The organism is Enterococcus sp. DIV0183, assembly GCF_050541505.1.
In the GTDB taxonomy this organism is placed as follows: Bacteria; Bacillota; Bacilli; order Lactobacillales; family Enterococcaceae; genus Enterococcus; species Enterococcus faecalis.
Map to the genome: position 1 here is coordinate 1,287,132 of NZ_CP172932.1, position 13,529 is coordinate 1,300,660.

12 protein-coding genes are annotated in these 13,529 nt (G+C 38.0%); 10 read left to right on the forward strand and 2 right to left on the reverse strand.

Annotated elements, in window-relative coordinates:
- Nucleotides 1–182: 182 nt before the first annotated feature.
- From dnaG to IGK72_RS06395, 5 genes are all read left to right on the forward strand, one after another.
- Nucleotides 183–2,069: a DNA primase gene (gene dnaG / locus IGK72_RS06375; protein WP_002363929.1), complete on the forward strand. Its 1,887-nt coding sequence runs from the start codon at nucleotides 183–185 to the stop codon at nucleotides 2,067–2,069.
- A gap of 108 nt (nucleotides 2,070–2,177) precedes the next feature.
- On the forward strand, nucleotides 2,178–3,284 hold the full coding sequence (gene rpoD / locus IGK72_RS06380) for an RNA polymerase sigma factor RpoD (protein ID WP_002360364.1): 1,107 nt from the start codon (nucleotides 2,178–2,180) through the stop codon (nucleotides 3,282–3,284).
- Between the two features lie 151 nt (nucleotides 3,285–3,435).
- A complete protein-coding gene (locus tag IGK72_RS06385) occupies nucleotides 3,436–5,499 on the forward strand; it encodes a cell division site-positioning protein MapZ family protein (RefSeq protein ID WP_010717599.1) in 2,064 nt (687 codons plus the stop codon).
- A gap of 73 nt (nucleotides 5,500–5,572) precedes the next feature.
- A complete protein-coding gene (locus IGK72_RS06390; protein WP_002361792.1) occupies nucleotides 5,573–6,454 on the forward strand; it encodes a CvfB family protein in 882 nt (293 codons plus the stop codon).
- Nucleotides 6,455–6,569: 115 nt separating this feature from the next.
- Nucleotides 6,570–7,019: a Fur family transcriptional regulator gene (locus tag IGK72_RS06395; protein ID WP_002357640.1), complete on the forward strand. Its 450-nt coding sequence runs from the start codon at nucleotides 6,570–6,572 to the stop codon at nucleotides 7,017–7,019.
- 50 nt (nucleotides 7,020–7,069) lie between these two features.
- Here the strand turns inward: IGK72_RS06395 and gap are convergent, their stop codons facing one another.
- Complete coding sequence (gap, locus tag IGK72_RS06400) at nucleotides 7,070–8,080, reverse strand: type I glyceraldehyde-3-phosphate dehydrogenase (protein WP_002357638.1); 1,011 nt, start codon at nucleotides 8,078–8,080, stop codon at nucleotides 7,070–7,072.
- 287 nt (nucleotides 8,081–8,367) lie between these two features.
- Here gap and obgE point away from each other — a divergent pair, with 287 nt between their 5' ends.
- From obgE to IGK72_RS06425, 5 genes are all read left to right on the forward strand, one after another.
- Entirely contained in the window at nucleotides 8,368–9,684 is a 1,317-nt protein-coding gene (gene obgE / locus IGK72_RS06405; protein WP_002384537.1) for a GTPase ObgE, read from the forward strand.
- 138 nt (nucleotides 9,685–9,822) lie between these two features.
- Nucleotides 9,823–10,125, forward strand: coding sequence for a hypothetical protein (locus IGK72_RS06410; protein WP_002374891.1), 303 nt, complete (start codon nucleotides 9,823–9,825; stop codon nucleotides 10,123–10,125).
- A 26-nt stretch (nucleotides 10,126–10,151) separates the two neighbouring features.
- Nucleotides 10,152–11,450 (forward strand): PTS sugar transporter subunit IIC, encoded by a 1,299-nt coding sequence (locus IGK72_RS06415; protein ID WP_002363934.1) that lies wholly within the window; start codon nucleotides 10,152–10,154, stop codon nucleotides 11,448–11,450.
- A gap of 218 nt (nucleotides 11,451–11,668) precedes the next feature.
- Nucleotides 11,669–12,214 carry a TetR/AcrR family transcriptional regulator gene (locus tag IGK72_RS06420; RefSeq protein WP_002365644.1) on the forward strand — a complete coding sequence of 182 codons (546 nt, stop codon included), beginning with the start codon at nucleotides 11,669–11,671 and terminating at the stop codon, nucleotides 12,212–12,214.
- Between the two features lie 142 nt (nucleotides 12,215–12,356).
- A complete protein-coding gene (locus IGK72_RS06425) occupies nucleotides 12,357–12,731 on the forward strand; it encodes a YxeA family protein (RefSeq protein ID WP_002357632.1) in 375 nt (124 codons plus the stop codon).
- A 43-nt stretch (nucleotides 12,732–12,774) separates the two neighbouring features.
- On the opposite strand, the gene IGK72_RS06430 is transcribed toward IGK72_RS06425, so the two are convergent.
- Nucleotides 12,775–13,524 carry a peptidylprolyl isomerase gene (locus IGK72_RS06430; RefSeq protein ID WP_070415846.1) on the reverse strand — a complete coding sequence of 250 codons (750 nt, stop codon included), beginning with the start codon at nucleotides 13,522–13,524 and terminating at the stop codon, nucleotides 12,775–12,777.
- Nucleotides 13,525–13,529: the final 5 nt, after the last annotated feature.

Consider the following 13,529-nt stretch of genomic DNA (forward strand, 5'->3'; position numbering starts at 1 on the left):
TTTTGTCCTAGATACTTTCTTTTTTTGTTGAGTTGAAACAAGATACTTGAAAAACAGAGATTATGTGATACAATAAATCATGTGTAAATGTGTCCATTGGAATTCGCACTGAAATGACAGTGCGTTTTTTAAACGGTCAATCACATGAGTTAGCACAATGCTATTCTTAGGAGGTGAGGACAATGGCACAACGCATTCCTCAGGAAGTCATTGAGGAAGTTCGTCACCGAACGAATATAGTAGATATTATTGGGCAGTATGTCCAGTTAAAAAAATCCGGTAAAAATTATATGGGTTTATGTCCGTTTCACGAAGAACGTTCCCCTTCATTTTCAGTAGCAGAAGACAAACAAATTTTTCACTGTTTTGGCTGCGGGAAAGGTGGAACTGTTTTTAATTTCTTGCAAGAAATTGAAGGCATTAGTTTTCCAGAATCCGTGAAACGTGTTGCAGATTTGGAACATTTATCTGTGGACTTTGATTGGTCAGAGCCGCGTGAAGTAGCGGATACCCCAGAAAACCAACAAAGACGGAGTTTGTTACAACTGCATAGTAAAGCCGCAGAACTTTACCATCATATTTTAGTGAATACTAAAATTGGCGAACCCGCATTAAACTATTTATTAGAGCGGGGGTTAACACAAGAACTAATTGAGACCTTTCAAATTGGATTTGCGCCGCAAAAACGTGATTTCTTAAGTCAAGTTTTTAAAAATGAACAATTGGATGAAACGCTTTTTGAGCCTTCTGGGCTGTTTGTCCAAAGAGATAACGGTACGTTTTTGGATCGTTTCTATCAACGAATCATGTTTCCAATTAATGATCCCCAAGGCAATGTCATCGCCTTTTCTGGTCGCTTGTTAAAAACAGCTGATTTTCCAGGGGATGAGATGCCTAAATACTTGAATAGTCCTGAAACAACACTTTTTAATAAGCGAGAAACGCTGTTTAACTTTGATAAAGCCAGAAAAGAAATTCGTAAAGAAAATACAGTCTTGCTTTTTGAAGGATTCATGGATGTTATCGCTGCTTGGCAATCAGGCGTAAAAAGTGGGGTGGCTTCAATGGGGACTAGTTTGACCAATGAACAAATTCGGCGTTTGGAACGGGTCGCTAAGGAAGTAGTTATTTGTTACGATGGCGATAATGCCGGTGTTCAAGCCACAAACCGTGCGATTCAATTATTGCAAGAAAACAGTCATTTTGACTTGAGTATTGTCAGCATCCCTGAAAAGCTGGATCCTGATGAATATGTGCGGAAATATGGCGCAGAAGCTTTTCAAAATTTAGCCAATCATGGCCGAGAAACAGTTTTTAGTTTTAAAATGAACTATCATCGGTTAACTAGAAACATGAATAACGAAAAAGAACAATTGGATTATGTGAACGAATTGTTACGGGAGTTAACCAATGTTCAATCTCCCTTGGAACGTGATCGTTATTTAAACCAAATTGCTCAGGAATTTCAACTTTCTGTTCATAGTTTGGAAGAGCAATTCAATCAATTGAAGCAAGAGCAACGTTCAGTCCAACGACAAGAAAGGCAACAATTTTATCAAGATGAAATGATGCCACCACCAATGGAAGAACCTGTTTTTGAAGAGAATCACGTCCAGAACAAGTTACCGTTAACCCAAGTTCAAAAAGCAGAACGTTCTTTATTATTTCGTTTAATGAATGAACAAGGAGTACGGCAAACCATTCAACAATTGCCAGATTTTTCATTCGCTCATGATGAATACCAAGAATTATATTTCTTGCTAGAAAGTTATGCGACACTGCATCAAAGTTTCGACATTGCCGATTTTATTAATTTCTTGCAAGATAATCAAACCAAACAATTAGCAATTGAAATTGCGTATCAGAATTTATCAGAAGAAAGCTCTGAGCGAGAAGTTGCCGATTTATTACATGTAATTGCCTTATCAAGTATTGCAGAGGCAATTGAGCAGAAAAAGATTCAACAGCAAGAAGCAAAACGAGTGGGCAACCAACAGCTTGAAGCCGAATTAACAATGGAGATTATCCAATTGGCTCGACAGCTTAAAGCTCAACGAACATTTACTTAAGCAATATAATGAATAGAACTAAGCGTTTTGTTCATTTTATTTTGATAAGTCCCAGTGATTTATCAGTTATTTCAAGCGTGAACCGAAAAATGAAGGGGGCCTTCTTTCATGGAAAAAGAAACAAGTAAAAAATATGAAGCTGCAGTGGCAGCATTTATCAAAGAAAACAAGCCTAAAGGAACAGTGGTTTATGATGATTTAGCGAATCAATTAGCCACACCGTATACTTTGGATGCAGAAGCTATGGAAAAATTGATCCAAAAAGTTGAAGATGCTGGTATCAGCGTGGTCGATGAAAATGGAGACCCAAGTGAACATAGCTTGAAAAAAGATGAAAAAGAAGCGGAAAAGGCCCAAGCAGAAGACTTATCTGCGCCAACAGGTGTTAAAATTAATGATCCCGTGCGTATGTACCTAAAAGAAATTGGGCGCGTTCAATTATTAACTGCCGCAGAAGAAGTTGAATTGGCACTTAAAATTGAAGAAGGCGATCAAGAAGCAAAACAACGTTTAGCAGAAGCTAACTTACGTTTGGTTGTTTCAATTGCCAAACGATATGTAGGTCGTGGTATGCAATTCTTGGATTTAATTCAAGAAGGTAATATGGGCTTAATGAAAGCTGTTGAAAAATTTGATTACCGTAAAGGATTCAAATTCTCTACGTATGCTACTTGGTGGATTCGTCAAGCAATTACGCGGGCAATTGCGGACCAAGCTAGAACGATTCGAATTCCTGTTCACATGGTTGAAACAATCAATAAATTGATTCGGATTCAACGCCAACTATTGCAAGATTTAGGTAGAGAACCAACGCCAGAAGAAATTGGTGCGGAAATGGATTTACCAACAGAAAAAGTTCGTGAAATCCTAAAAATCGCACAAGAGCCAGTCTCTTTAGAAACACCAATTGGTGAAGAAGATGATTCACATTTAGGTGATTTCATTGAAGACCAAGATGCTACCAGTCCTGCTGAACATGCAGCTTACGAATTGTTAAAAGAACAACTAGAAGATGTTCTGGATACTTTAACAGACCGTGAAGAAAATGTTTTACGTTTACGTTTTGGTTTAGATGATGGTCGGACACGTACGCTAGAAGAAGTCGGAAAAGTTTTCGGTGTCACTCGCGAACGTATTCGTCAAATTGAAGCAAAAGCGTTAAGAAAACTAAGACATCCTTCTCGTTCAAAACAATTAAAAGACTTTTTAGAATAAACATACCGTTTAGCGGCTCTTTTCGTGCATGCGAGAAGAGCCGCTTTTGATTTTTAAAAAGTCTCTAAATGTCATTGCTAGTTATTGGAAGAAGGCGCAAGTTGTGGTAAATTAGAAGTAATGGAATATTAGCAGAATGTGAGGCGGAAGAATGACAAAAAAATGTCCGAAGTGCGGGAACGAATTCGATGCAGAATTAACGACCTGCCCAACATGTGGCTATTCACTAACTGACACAACAGTTGATAAAGAAGAAGCGGAAACGACTTCAACAAATATAGATTTTGAAACACAGGAAAATGAACAACACGAAGATCAATTAAATGAGAATATTGAATGGTCTGAGTTAAAAGATATGAGCTTAGGCCATGTGATGGAACTGTTTGGCGAATCACCAGAAGAAGAAAGTAATGATGACAAAAAAGAAGAGTCAACAGAAGATAACTTAATAGTCTCTGATTCAGAGCATGTTTCTGGTCTAGAAACATCGCTTCAAGAAGGGGCTAGTGAGGAGACTCATGATTCGGTGGAGGAGTCGACACCAGCGACAGAAGAGACGCCTACTCATTCAACAGAAGAAAAACTAGCAACGGACGAAGCAGTTAATTTAGAGGAAACAACGGAAGAAACAACTACTGTTGAAGCAGAAACAGCTGAGGTATCTAAGACGGTGAAGTCAGAAGAGGAAGCTTTAACAGAGATTTCAGGAACTGAAGTTATCTCTACTACTTCTGAAGAAGAAATTTTTTCACAACCACCGATAGAAGATCAAGATGTAACACCAAACGAAACTTTGCAAGCTTATATTCAAGCGCATCGAGCAGATACAGAAATGTCTGAAAATCCATCAGAAGAAACAGCAGAGACCCAAGAGTTAGAAAACAGCGGTGAGGCAGTATTAACCCAAGCCGAAACACCAACTGAATCCATTTCAGATTCTGAAGAAGGGTTAACAAGTGCAGCGTCGCTAGAAGCACCGAGTGAAGCTGATGCAACCGAGGAAAAAGTTTCAGATTCAGGTGTGATACCACCGATGAATGAAACTGGGAATGCTCAACCAGCGCCTGCTCCGAAGAAACCATCAAAAAAAGTAGTTTTCGTTGCGCTTGCGGTTGTTTTATTAGCTGGAGGTAGTGCTTGGGCGTATCATGATCAAACGCAAAAAGCTGCCGCGCAAGAGGCGGCGGCACTAACCAAGAAAACAGATACGCTGAAAGATGAACTAGCAGCCTTTTATACCACGAAGGAGCAAGTTTTTATTAAACCCGATATGGTGACTGTTAGTCCAGAAAAACTCTCAAAACAAGTCGCGGAAATTAAAGATTCAGAAGAGTATTCTCAATTAAATAAACAAATTCAAACATTGAAAGAGAAGCAACAAACCATTCAACAAATCAACCAATTATTTGAGGCGCCGATTGTCAATGGCAATGAGTTGAAACCGGCGATTCTAGCTGCTGATCAACCAATTTCCGTAAAGAAATTAACAGGAAATGATCCATTTGACCAATTGATGAACCAAGCAATCGATCAAGCGAACCAACAATACAACCAATTACAAAAAGCTAAAAAAGCGGTTGAGGTCATTTATAAAGATGGAAAAACTACCAATCAGCTGAATCGAGACACGTATCAAGCTGCTAAGGCAGAAGTAGATAAAGTAACAAGTGATAAGCTGAAAAAAGAACTGGTCAAACAAGTCACGACAGCTGACCAAGCGTTAACCAAGGTTGAAGAAGAACAGAAAAGAATTGCAGAAGAACAAGCTGCCGCAGAGCAAGCAAAACAAGCAGAAGAACAAGCAAAACAAGCTGCTGCCGCGAAAAAAGAGAACGCTAAGAAGGAAGAAACAGCAAAAACAGAAGCGAATGGCTACACGGCGCCGAACAGTGACGGGGTTTACACTAGTCCGCTTTATGCGCCAGATGCTGCTGATATCGCTGATAGTAGCAATCCAGCGTGGACATGGGCACCAGGTGTGAAAGAAAAAGTCTTAGACACAGTGATTGCTCGTGGCTATGTGGTTCCTGGCGGATATTCTTTAGAACCTGCCAAAATTGTGAATGGCGAAGGTTACTACAATCTTTATGCAACAAACAATCAATCAAAATTATTAGAAGGCACTACAGAGAAAAATGTTCACATGTATTTAGTTACAATCAATGCTAAAACAGGTTGGTTCAAAGGGAACGCTTCTCGTAATGCAGGGCAATAAAAGAAAATAGAAACAATCGAACAAAAGCAGAAATCTTTTGTTCGATTGATTTTCCTTGAGGAGTTAATGATAAATGAGAGAATTACTAGCAACAACATTTACCGGCATTGTGGTCGATGAAAATGAACAATTTTATTTTGTTCAAAAAAATGGCATCACATTCCGTTTAAAAAAAGAAGAAGGTACGCATGCTATAGGGGAGGCTGTAGAAGGCTTTGGTTATTTAAATCAAAAACAAGAGCCAGCACTGACAACTACAATTCCTACTGTGCGCATTGGTAGCTATGGCTTTGGTACTGTCACAGGAACGAGACGTGATTTAGGTGTTTTTGTGGATGTTGGCTTACCAGATAAAGATGTTGTTATTTCGTTGGATGAATTACCAACCATGCGGGAACTTTGGCCTAAAAAAGAAGACCGAGTAATGGTTACTTTAAAAGTGGACAGTAAAGACCGCATTTGGGGCGAATTAGCAGATGAAAAAGTCTTTAAAGCCATGGCAAAACGCGGGAATGCTGAAATGCAAAACCAAAACTTAACCGGGCATGTGTATCGTCTGAAACTTGCAGGAACGTATATTTTAACTGATGATTTATATATTGGATTTATCCATCCTTCTGAACGATTCCAGGAACCACGTTTAGGTGAAAAAGTAGTGGGGCGTGTGATTGGCGTGCGGCCGGACGGCGTATTGAATCTTTCATTAAAACCAAGAAGTCATGAAGTAATCAGCGATGATGCGTTAATGATTCTAACTTTCTTAGAAAGAGCAAACGATCACCAAATTCCTTTCACCGATAAATCAAGTCCTGATGAAATTAAACAAACCTTTGGCATTAGTAAAGCTCAATTTAAACGCGCCTTAGGCCATTTAATGAAACAAAAATTAATTAAACAAGAAGATGGTAAAACAATTCTAATTGGCTCGTTGGAACAATCAAAAGAAAAAAATTAAGGTAGCTAATTGAGAATATCTTGCAAATTACAGTTATTTCTTTTATAATTATTTTAATTTGATTGATAAATTAAGTTTCTTAATTTATAATCATTCTAAACAAGGAGCTGTAATAATGGATTCGACTGCTGCTTTAAAAAAGACAAAAAAACAATTGCATGAATCAGGCTTTAAATTAACACCACAACGGGAAGCAACCGTACTTGTATTATTGGAAAATGAAAAAGATCATTTATCAGCAGAAGAAATTTACTTCTTGGTAAAACAAAAAAGTCCGGAAATTGGTCTAGCAACAGTCTATCGAACGCTAGAAATTTTAACAGACTTAAAAGTCGTTGATAAAGTGAGCTTTAACGATGGTTTAGCTCGCTATGATTTAAGAAAAGAAGGCGCCAAACACTTTCACCACCATTTGTTATGCTTAGAATGTGGCACAATTGAGGAAGTGGAAGAAGACTTGCTTGGTGAAGTAGAGCAAATTGTTGAAAGTCGGTATCATTTTTTAGTCAAAGATCATCGCTTAACTTTTCATGGTATTTGTCAAAGTTGTCAAAGTAAACATTAAAAAAACTGCCTTGCATTAATTTATGCAAGGCAGTTTTTTATTCATTGGAATTATAAATTAGCGAATTTTTCCAATAAGCGAATCATTTGGCAAGTAAAACCATATTCATTGTCATACCAAGCCACAGTTTTCACTAATTGGAAATCGCCAGCTGTCGTTACTTCTGTTTGCGTTGGGTCAAAAATCGAACCTTCTGTCGTGCCGATTATGTCTCCAGAAACAATTTCACGATCATCATAACCGAAAGAAGGGTTATCAATGGTGTGTTTTTTCATTGCTTCATTTACTTGATCAGCTGTTACTTTTGTTTTTAAAATGCTAACTAATTCTGTTAAGGATCCATCCACAACGGGAACACGTTGGGCATGGCCTTGTAATTTTCCATTAAGTTCTGGAATAACTAAGCCAATTGCTTTAGCAGCACCAGTTGAATGGGGAATAGTATTGTCTGCAGCAGAGCGTGCCGCACGAAGATTTCCGCCACGAACAGGGCCATCTAATAGCATTTGTGTTGATGTGTAGGCATGAACAGTTGTCATGGTACCAACTTCAATACCAAATTCATTATTTAAAAAGTAAGCCATCGGTGCTAGACAGTTTGTCGTACATGAGCCGGCAGAAATGATTTTATCGTTGGCATCAAGTGTATCATCATTGACGTTATAAACGATTGTTTTCATTGCGCCTGCAGGAGCAGAGATAACCACACGTTTCACACCTGCATCTAAATGAGCTTGTGCTTTTTCTTCAGAGGTATAAAAACCTGTACATTCAAGGACAATGTCTACTCCGTTTTCTTTAACCCAAGGGATTTTACTTGCATCTGGTTCTGCGTAGACACGGGTTTCTTCGCCATCAACAACAATGCCATTTTCAGTGGCTGTCACGGTGCCAGGATAGGTGCCATGCGTAGAGTCAAATTGTAATAAGTGAGCCAACATTGTTGGGCTAGTCAAATCATTGATTGCCACAACTTCAATATCATCAGAAACTTCTTTTATTCGGCGAAAGGCTAAACGACCAATTCTTCCAAAACCGTTAATTCCTACTTTGACTGTCATAACAAAAATTCCTCCTTTAGATGTTTATGTTTCTTTGTACCCTTGCTGAAAAAGTGATTTTCTTCAACTATCTATAGTATGAACCTCTAAAATTTTTTTGTCAAAAGACTGATAGCGAAGCGACAAAAAGAAAGCGAAAGATTCATGAGAAATTTTGCTTTTTCCAACGATAACTAACTAGAATTGCTAGACAAACGGTTGTTTTCCCGATACAATAATAAAGACTTTCGAATCACGCTTTTTGAGGTGATTAAAGATAGTAGAAGTAGAATAGGAGGACAAATTATATGTCCATGTTTTTAGATCAAGTGACGATTGATGTCAAAGCTGGTAAAGGCGGCGACGGAATGGTTGCTTTCCGTAGAGAAAAATATGTACCAGACGGGGGTCCCGCTGGTGGTGATGGCGGTCGCGGTGGCGACGTTGTTTTAGTTGTTGAAGAAGGATTACGCACATTAATGGATTTCCGGTTTAATCGTCATTTTAAGGCGACACCTGGAGAAAATGGTATGAGTAAAGGAATGCACGGTCGTGGTTCAGAAGATTTACTTGTCAAAGTTCCACCAGGTACAACAGTTCGTGATGCAGAAACTGGAGCCTTAATTGGGGATTTAATTGAGAATGGTCAGACCTTAGTAGTAGCAAAAGGCGGACGCGGTGGTCGCGGGAATATTCGCTTTGCTTCCCCAAGAAATCCTGCACCAGAAATTGCCGAAAACGGCGAACCGGGTCAAGAACGTAAAATCGAATTAGAATTAAAAGTCTTAGCAGATGTTGGCTTAGTTGGGTTTCCTTCTGTAGGGAAATCAACGTTACTCTCTGTTATCTCGTCCGCTCGTCCGAAAATTGGTGCCTATCATTTTACGACGTTAGTTCCAAACTTAGGGATGGTGACTACTAGTGACGGTCGAAGCTTCGCTGCAGCAGATTTGCCAGGCTTAATTGAAGGAGCTTCTCAAGGTGTCGGCTTAGGAACACAGTTCTTACGCCACATTGAACGGACGCGTGTTATTTTACATGTCATTGATATGAGTGGCATGGAAGGGCGCGATCCTTATGAAGATTATTTGGCAATCAATAAAGAATTGGCTTCACACAATTTACGTTTGATGGAGCGACCTCAAATTATTGTTGCCAATAAAATGGACATGCCTGAAGCAGAAGAGAATTTAGCAAAATTTAAAGAGCAACTTGCGAAGGAACGCACAGATGAGTATGCTGATGAGCTACCTATTTTCCCAATCTCTGGGGTTACTCGTAAAGGTATTGAACCTTTATTAAATGCAACAGCTGACTTGTTGGAAGTAACGCCTGAATTCCCATTATATGAAGATGAAGTGGTAGAGGAAGAAACCGTTCGTTATGGCTTCCAACCAGAAGGTCCAGAATTTACGATTGATCGTGAACCAGATGCTTCATGGGTTTTATCTGGCGAAAAATTAGAAAAATTATTTGAAATGACGAATTTCGATCATGATGAAACAGTAATGCGTTTTGCACGTCAATTACGTGGTATGGGTGTCGATGAGGCATTACGAGCACGTGGCGCGAAAGATGGCGACATTGTTCGGATTGGTAATTTTGAATTTGAATTTGTCGAATAAGCATAAAACCAGTTCACTCAGTGAACTGGTTTTTTATTTTAAAATTAGTATTAAATTAGCGAATAGATTGAAATAATATTTTTAATAGCTTATAATTTTAAATGTAACAAAATAACAAACGAAAGGAGCGAAATTGAAATGGAAAACAATCAAGCAATGGTTCCTAAGTTTTCAGTTAAAAGTGCCGGTTTTCTTTTTAGTATGGGGTTCTTATGTGGTGTCCTGTTGCCGAGTGTTTTATTATGGACTTTCAGTCTGCCGTTTAATATTGGTGCCATGATTTTTTTGCCTGTGGGGATTGCTTTTGCATTAGCGTATAGTCATTATTTTATTGAAACGAAAACAGGTTTTTGTAAGCGTTTTATTTGGTTGTTTTTAATTTCTCTTATTTTATTAGAGCTTATCTCTTATTTATGGCTGATTAAAGGAGTTATTTTTTAAGAGAAAAACAGAGGAGAGTGTTATTTATGTTAGATAAACTGACTGTTTGGATTGAAAATCATCTAGCTGGACCAATGGCTAAAATTGCCAATCAGCGCCATTTACGTGCGGTGCGGGATGGGATTATTGCGACATTACCTTTAATTATTGTCGGTTCTTTTTTTCTAATTATTGCGTTTCCGCCGTTACCAGAATCTTGGGGCATTACTCAATTTTTAACAAGTAATGCTGCTACAATCTTATTGCCTTACCGAATGACAATGTACATTATGGCGTTATATGCGACTTTTGGCATTGGCGCTAGTTTAGCGAAATCATATAATCTTGATCAAGTCTCTGGAGGGATTTTGGCTACGATTGCTTTTTTATTAACATTAGTACCTGTAGCGATTCCTGAAGAAGCCAGTAAAGCAGCTGGCGTTTCTGGGTTTGTTTTACCAATGGCTAATTTGGGTGGTGCAGGGATGTTTGTCGGGATTGTGACGTCAATTATTGCTGTCGAAATCTATCGAGTGACAGATAAGTCTAAGTTCAAAATTACAATGCCTGATAACGTTCCACCTGCTGTTGCTCGTTCATTTGAATCGTTGACTCCGACGTTAATTGTCATGTTATTGATTGGTTCAATCACTTATTATTTAGGCTTTGATTGGCACACATTTGTAGGGAACTTAGTAGGACCACTAGTTCAAGCAGCGGACTCTTTATTGAGTGTCTTGCTGTTGGTCTTTTTAACCACATTTTTCTGGTTCTTTGGGATTCACGGCGCTTCAATCGTAGGATCGTTGGCGCGTCCTCTATGGCTACAACTATTAGAGGAAAACACGACTGCTAAAGCAGCTGGCGAAGCATTACCTCGGATTGCGGCAGAACCTTTTTACCAATGGTTTATTTGGATTGGTGGTGCTGGAGCCACAATTGGTTTAGCTATATTATTAGCCTTCCGGGCAAAATCAGAATATGGTTCAAAACTAGGAAAAGCTATTTTAGCACCGTCTATTTTTAATATTAATGAGCCAGTTATTTTCGGTGTACCGATTGTCTTAAATCCGATTTTAATGATTCCTTTTATCTTTGCACCAATGGTTTTAGCAACGATTGCTTGGTTTGCCACAAAATTAGGTTTAGTAAGTGAAGTTGTCTTTACCGCTCCTTGGACCTTACCAGGACCAATTGGCGCCTTTATGGCGACAGGCGGCGATTGGCGTGCTGCTGTTTTGAATATTGTTTTAATTCTAGTGGCCATCTTGATTTACTATCCGTTCTTTGTAGCTTATGATAAAAATGAGCTTGCCAAAGAACAAGGCAAACAAATAGAAGAATAAAGAGTGCAGCCGTTTAGTGTCCAGAACAAAAGGTGATGACCTTTTGTTCTGGACCTATTTGTTTATAGGTGATGAAAATTCTCAATTTTTTCGAAATGTATAGAAAATTTTGAGAAAAGAAACGCATAAAAAAGTGTAAAATATTATATATATAATGAAAATGGTTTTCTTTTGTGTGAACATAATAAAGTTATTGTTAACTAAAAGAGAAAAGGGGTATGAAAATGGTTAGAACGAAGGTATATACAAAGGAAAAAATCTTAAACGTAGCTGAAAAAATTTTAGTAGATAAAGGTTTTTCTAATTTAACTGCTAGAAATATTGCAGATGCTATGGGGATTTCTACGCAGCCAATTTATTTAGAATTTGTCAACATGGACGATTTAAAACGAACCTTAATTAAATCGTTATTTCATCGTATGCAATTATTTTATAAAGCAGATGTCGGTGCCTCAGACCCAGTGATTGCATTGGGTCTGAACTTTATATTATTTGCCCAAAAACATCAAAAAATCTATACGGCGTTATTTATGAAAGCACATGGTTATGAAGAAGAATTGCAGCAAATGCTTCAAACTTTTTTTGAAGAGCGTTTATTATTGGATAAAAAATATGTACAAATGGACAAAGGAAAATTTGTCGAATTATTTCCTAAAATGGTGGTAATCTATTTAGGTTTAGCCACAGCGGTTACAATGAAAACAATTGACTTAACTAAGAATCAAGAAATTCAATTATTAAGTCAATTATTGATAGAAGAGTAGTGTTTTGTTATTTATTCAAAATAACAAAAATACGACATAAGTCTGAGGAAAAACTGGTCGTTGCGCCCGAGGAAGGATTGTTTAAAACTTGCTATACTTTGGAAGAAGTAACAGAGAATAATTACTCGGGAGGATTTATGTGATGAAATTTATTAAATTTTTAGTGGTGACAGCAATTGTTATTGGTGGTGGTTTATTTGGGGCCAAGTTTTACGCAGAGAAGAACTCTGGCGAATTAGCTGGTGTGTTAGATCAATTAAATCCATTGGTTAAAGAAGGAAATGTGTATGTTAAAACAAAGAAAGCCGATAGCGTTAATGGCTATGGAATTGCTAGTTATACGCAAGTAGCCGCAGATGAGGAAGGCAAAACGCGAGAAATAACTTTCACAGCGGACCATGAATTAAAAACAGATCATTATCTAAAAGTCTCAAATAAAGGGGCCCACATCAATACGTATGAAGAGGTCAATCAAGACCAAGTACCAGAAAAGGCATTACAAGCGATTCAAAAATAACAAAAAGTCAGAACGTATCTTCAGCGTACGTTCTGACTTTTTGTTATTTTTTTGCTTCTTGAAGAATATTGATTTTTTCAATTTTAACATCAGTTTTTGGTTTATCGTTGGCACCAACTTCGACTTTGGCAATTTTATCGACAATATCCATTCCTTTGGTTACTTGACCGAAAACAGTATGTTTTTTATCAAGAGAAGGATAGCCGCCTTTTTTGTAAGCATCAATGATTGCTTTTGGATAATCATCATATAAAAGACCATCAGATTGATCATCTGTATTTTGGACAATAAAGAACTGACTGCCGTTAGTATTAGGTCCTGCATTCGCCATTGATAACGCGCCACGAATGTTATATAACTGGTTTGAAAATTCATCTTCAAATGGTTTATTCCAGATGCTGTTTCCGCCAGTTCCATCACCGCTAGGATCGCCACCTTGGATCATAAAGTTATTGATGACGCGGTGGAAAGTCAAGCCATCATAATAGCCATCTTTGGCATGTTTCATAAAGTTCTCGACAGTTTTTGGAGCCTGTTTAGGAAATAGTTTGATTTCAATATTTCCCATTGAAGTAACCATTTGGACTAAGTCTTGATCTTCGGCAACTTTGTCATCTAGTTGTGGTAAATCTAGTGAATTTAAGTCGACCGAATACTTTGTTTTGCTTTCACTGGATTTAGCGACAGAATCACTCGTTGCGGTCGTGCCTTTATTATTGGTTGTGTTACAGCCTGCTAAAAGCAAGGTGAATGCTGCAACTGAAGCAACAGCAAGCATTTTCTTATGTTTCATCTGTT

Excerpts from the sequence above, each read along its gene's own strand:
- dnaG (WP_002363929.1), top strand. The coding sequence starts at position 183 with ATGGCACAACGCATTCCTCAGGAAGTCATTGAGGAAGTTCGTCACCGA.
- rpoD (WP_002360364.1), top strand. The coding sequence starts at position 2,178 with ATGGAAAAAGAAACAAGTAAAAAATATGAAGCTGCAGTGGCAGCATTT.
- IGK72_RS06385 (WP_010717599.1), top strand. The coding sequence starts at position 3,436 with ATGACAAAAAAATGTCCGAAGTGCGGGAACGAATTCGATGCAGAATTA.
- IGK72_RS06390 (WP_002361792.1), top strand. The coding sequence starts at position 5,573 with ATGAGAGAATTACTAGCAACAACATTTACCGGCATTGTGGTCGATGAA.
- IGK72_RS06395 (WP_002357640.1), top strand. The coding sequence starts at position 6,570 with ATGGATTCGACTGCTGCTTTAAAAAAGACAAAAAAACAATTGCATGAA.
- gap (WP_002357638.1), bottom strand. The coding sequence starts at position 8,080 with ATGACAGTCAAAGTAGGAATTAACGGTTTTGGAAGAATTGGTCGTTTA.
- obgE (WP_002384537.1), top strand. The coding sequence starts at position 8,368 with ATGTCCATGTTTTTAGATCAAGTGACGATTGATGTCAAAGCTGGTAAA.
- IGK72_RS06410 (WP_002374891.1), top strand. The coding sequence starts at position 9,823 with ATGGAAAACAATCAAGCAATGGTTCCTAAGTTTTCAGTTAAAAGTGCC.
- IGK72_RS06415 (WP_002363934.1), top strand. The coding sequence starts at position 10,152 with ATGTTAGATAAACTGACTGTTTGGATTGAAAATCATCTAGCTGGACCA.
- IGK72_RS06420 (WP_002365644.1), top strand. The coding sequence starts at position 11,669 with ATGAAAATGGTTAGAACGAAGGTATATACAAAGGAAAAAATCTTAAAC.
- IGK72_RS06425 (WP_002357632.1), top strand. The coding sequence starts at position 12,357 with ATGAAATTTATTAAATTTTTAGTGGTGACAGCAATTGTTATTGGTGGT.
- IGK72_RS06430 (WP_070415846.1), bottom strand. The coding sequence starts at position 13,524 with ATGAAACATAAGAAAATGCTTGCTGTTGCTTCAGTTGCAGCATTCACC.